Source organism: Microvirga sp. P4_G7, from assembly GCF_056401005.1.
On the sequence record NZ_JBFUKD010000370.1, the window covers coordinates 1 to 3684 of the forward strand.

Here is a 3684-nt window from a genome sequence, read left to right on the forward strand (position 1 = left end):
ACTCATGACGGAGCTCCTGAGGATGCTTCGAACGGCGAGGCTGGCATCCTTATGTCTGGAAACGATCGCATCACCTCCGCTGCCCGAATGCACGCCGCGCGATGGTTCTCCTCGACGGAGACCAATGGCGGTTGCGCCGCGTCGCACGCGTCGATGCGAAACGAACACCGTGGCGCAAATCGACAGCCTGGCGGCAAGGCATTGGGMGATGGAAGATTGCCCGGGATGGTCGCCAATCTCGTCTCGCCTCGCGTCATGTCCGGCGTGCTGGCGAGCAATCCCTGCGTATAAGGATGGGCCGGCCGATCGAAGAGATCTTCCACCATCGCTTCTTCGGCGACGCGGCCTGCATACATCACCGCCACACGGTCGGCGAATTCCGCGATCACGCCCATGTTGTGCGTGATGATGACGACCGCCATGCCGAACTCTTTTTGCAGGTCGCGCAGAAGATCGAGAAGCTGCGCCTGGATCGTCACGTCGAGAGCCGTGGTCGGTTCATCGGCGAGAAGAAGCTTGGGCGAGCAGACGAGCGCCATGGCGATCATGACCCGCTGCCGCATACCGCCGGACAGGTGGTGAGGATAGTCATCGAGCCGCTTTCGCGCCGACGCGATCCCGACCCGTCCCAGCATTTCGATGGCTCGTTCGCGCGCAGCATGAAGTCCGCAGCGCTCATGACGGCGAATGGTTTCGACGATCTGATCGCCGATGCTGAAGACGGGGTTGAGCGACGACATCGGCTCCTGGAAGATCATCGCCATGGATCGTCCGCGCAGATCCTGCATCTCCTTGCGGCGAAGACTGAGCAGATCGCGTCCTTCAAATTCAATATGCCCTGCTACAACTTGGCCGGCTGCCGGCAACAATCCCATCGTCGCCAGCGCGGTGACGCTCTTGCCGGAGCCGCTCTCACCGACGATGCCGAGAACCTCACCGGCGGCGACATCGAAACTGACACCTTCGACAGCCTTCACTGCGCCGTCACCGGACCGAAAGGCGACGCTCAGATCGCGTACGGAAAGAAGTGGAGCGTTCATCAGCCATCAACCTTCAGGCGCGGATCGAGCACGTCACGCAGACCGTCACCGAGCAAGTTCAATCCAAGGACGGTCACGGCGATCGCAGCTCCCGGCACAACCGTGAGCCAGGCCGCCTCGCGGATATAACCGCGTCCGTCAGCAATCAGGATGCCCCAACTTGGCGTCGTCGGCGGCGCGCCGAGTCCCAAGAAGCTCAGAACCGCTTCAGAGAGAACGGCGTAGGCGAATACGAAACTGAGTTGGACGATGAGGGGCGTAAGGCAGTTCGGAAGAATGTGCTTCGTCAGGATTCGCCAGTTGTTGGCGCCACACGCCCGCGCCGCCTGAACATAATCGAGCTCCCGCACGACGAGGACGGATGCCCGCAAGACCCTTGCCGTGCGCGGAATGTAGACGACCGAGAGGGCGATGACGACGGTCAAGACCGATGGCCCCAAAGCGGCTGCGATGCCGATCGCCAACAATACGGCGGGAAAGGCCATGAGCGCGTCCGCCGCACGCATCAGCGCACCGTCCAAGCGCCTGTAATAGCCAGCCGCCGCGCCGAGCAAAACGCCGAAGACGGCATTCAGCACAACGACCCATAGTCCGATTTCGAGACTGAGGCGTCCGCCATAGAGCGTTCGGCTGACCATGTCGCGACCTAGATTGTCCGTCCCGAAGGGGAATGCCCAGGACGGCGGTTGAAATCGGAAACGGATCGCCATTTTGTTCGGATCGCTCGGCGACATCAAAGGCGCGAGGAACGAGACGATCACGACCAATCCGAATAGAATGCTGCCGGTCATGAACGCGCGATTGCGCAGCAGCTTTCTGATGGTGGGATGCCGCATAACGCCGGATGCCCAGCCCGTCTTTTCCATTGGTTTGGCGTCACTCACGGCCATCGACACGCACCCTTGGATCGAAGAAGCCGTAGAGGAGATCCACCACGAGGTTCAGCAGCATGAGCGCTGCGGCGACGCACAACAATCCGCCTTGAATCATCGGGTAGTCGCGGCGCAAGATCGCATTGCCGAGAAGCGAGCCGATGCCGGGAACGCTGAAGATCGTCTCGACAATGATCGAGCCGGACAGAAGGACGGACAGGATCAGACCCAGAACCGTCGTGATCGGGATCATCGCGTTGGCGAGGGCATGCTTGCAGACGACGACCGTCTCGGACAGGCCCTTCGAACGCGCCGTGCGGATATAATCCTGGTTCAAGATATCGAGCATCGTCGAGCGCGTGATGCGCGTTAGAAGTCCGGTCTGCAGCATCGCAAGCGAGAAGGCCGGCAACGTCGCCGTGCGCATGAAGCCAACCGGGTCGAGGAGCGGATCTTCGTAGCCGCCGGTCGGAAGCCAGCCGAGATGGACGGAGAACAGGATGATCATCATCAGGCCGAGCCAGAAATTCGGCAACGACACGCCCAACAACGCAAAGAAAGAKACGACCTGATCCACCCAGGTGTTATGGCGAAGCGCTGCGATGATCCCGGTGGAAAGACCCAGAACCACGGTGATGATCATTGAATAGAGCGAGATCCAGAGCGTCACGGGCGCGCGCTCCCAAAGGGCCGCACTCACCGGCTGGCCGAGCAGCAGCGAACGGCCGAGATCGCCGCGAAGAAGATTCGAATAGAACGCCCACAATTGAACGTGCAGGGGTTGATCGAGACCCAGATTTTTTCGGATCGCTTCAATCTGGTCGGGCGTCGCGTTCGAGCCGCCCATCACCACGGCGGGGTCGCCGGGCACGAGCTTGATGAGAGCGAACGAAATCAGGCTCACGAGAAGCAGTAACGGGATCATCTGAAGGAGACGCGTGATCGCGTATCGGGCCATGCGCAGGTCTCGTTCCTGGAAGCGGAGAAAGATGGGGGCGTACCCCCATCGACGAAGCAGAAAGCGCGTCCGTGCTTATTTCTTCAGCCACACGTTCGACAGCCGAGGAACGTAGTACGAGCGGAAGTTCTCGACATTCGCCCGCACGGCCTGGGTCTTGGGCATCACACCGAACGGCACCGCCATGACGAGTTCGAGAGCGCGCTCCTGGGCTTTCGCGAAGGCGGCCTGGCGCTCCGCGAGTGTTCTGCCCTCGGAGAGCTGCTTGAACGAGGCCATGAAGGCAGGATCGGGCTCGTCCTTCCACTTCTGCACGCTCGCAGGAGGCGCCATCTGCCGCATGGTCTGCGGCCCGCCGAGCGCGACGACCGTGATCCACCCGGTGTAGAAGAAATTCCAACCTTCGGTTTCTTTCGTGCTCTTCTGAAGGGCGGCCGGCCAATCCAGCACGAGAAGCTCGGCGTTGATTCCCGCCGCCTTGAGCTGCTCGGCCATCACGAGCGAAGTGTTGTACATCACCGGGAACTCGCGATTGGTGAGGAGCGTCACCTTCTCGCCCTTGTATCCCGCCTCGGCCAGAAGCTTCTTCGCCTTCGCGACGTCCTTCTGATTGAGATACTGCTTGCCGGCCTCGGAAAAATAGAGCTGCCCGGGAAACTGGAAGCCCGGATTGAGCTTGTACTGCCCCTCGCTCGCCGCCTCCATGATCTCGTCGAAATCCATCGCGGCCATGATGGCCTGCCGCACCTTTGGATTGTCAGTTGGCGGATAGGAGAAATTTGGGTAGGTGACATTCAGCCAGAACGTCTCGTTG

The 3684-nt window shown here is 60.9% G+C and carries 4 protein-coding genes; all 4 read right to left on the reverse strand.

The annotated features are described in order from the left end of the window. Positions 1–2: 2 nt before the first annotated feature. Positions 3–1040 (reverse strand): ABC transporter ATP-binding protein, encoded by a 1038-nt coding sequence (locus tag AC1DT3_RS14755; protein WP_477465998.1) that lies wholly within the window; start codon positions 1038–1040, stop codon positions 3–5. Then, a complete protein-coding gene (locus AC1DT3_RS14760; protein WP_477466001.1) occupies positions 1040–1906 on the reverse strand; it encodes an ABC transporter permease in 867 nt (288 codons plus the stop codon). The genes AC1DT3_RS14755 and AC1DT3_RS14760 overlap by 1 nt, the downstream gene beginning before the upstream one ends. Before the next feature lie 10 nt (positions 1907–1916). Next, positions 1917–2870, reverse strand: coding sequence for an ABC transporter permease (locus AC1DT3_RS14765; protein ID WP_477465999.1), 954 nt, complete (start codon positions 2868–2870; stop codon positions 1917–1919). A 75-nt stretch (positions 2871–2945) separates the two neighbouring features. Then, positions 2946–3684: ABC transporter substrate-binding protein (locus AC1DT3_RS14770; RefSeq protein WP_477466000.1), on the reverse strand; the 739-nt coding region annotated here is incomplete at its 5' end.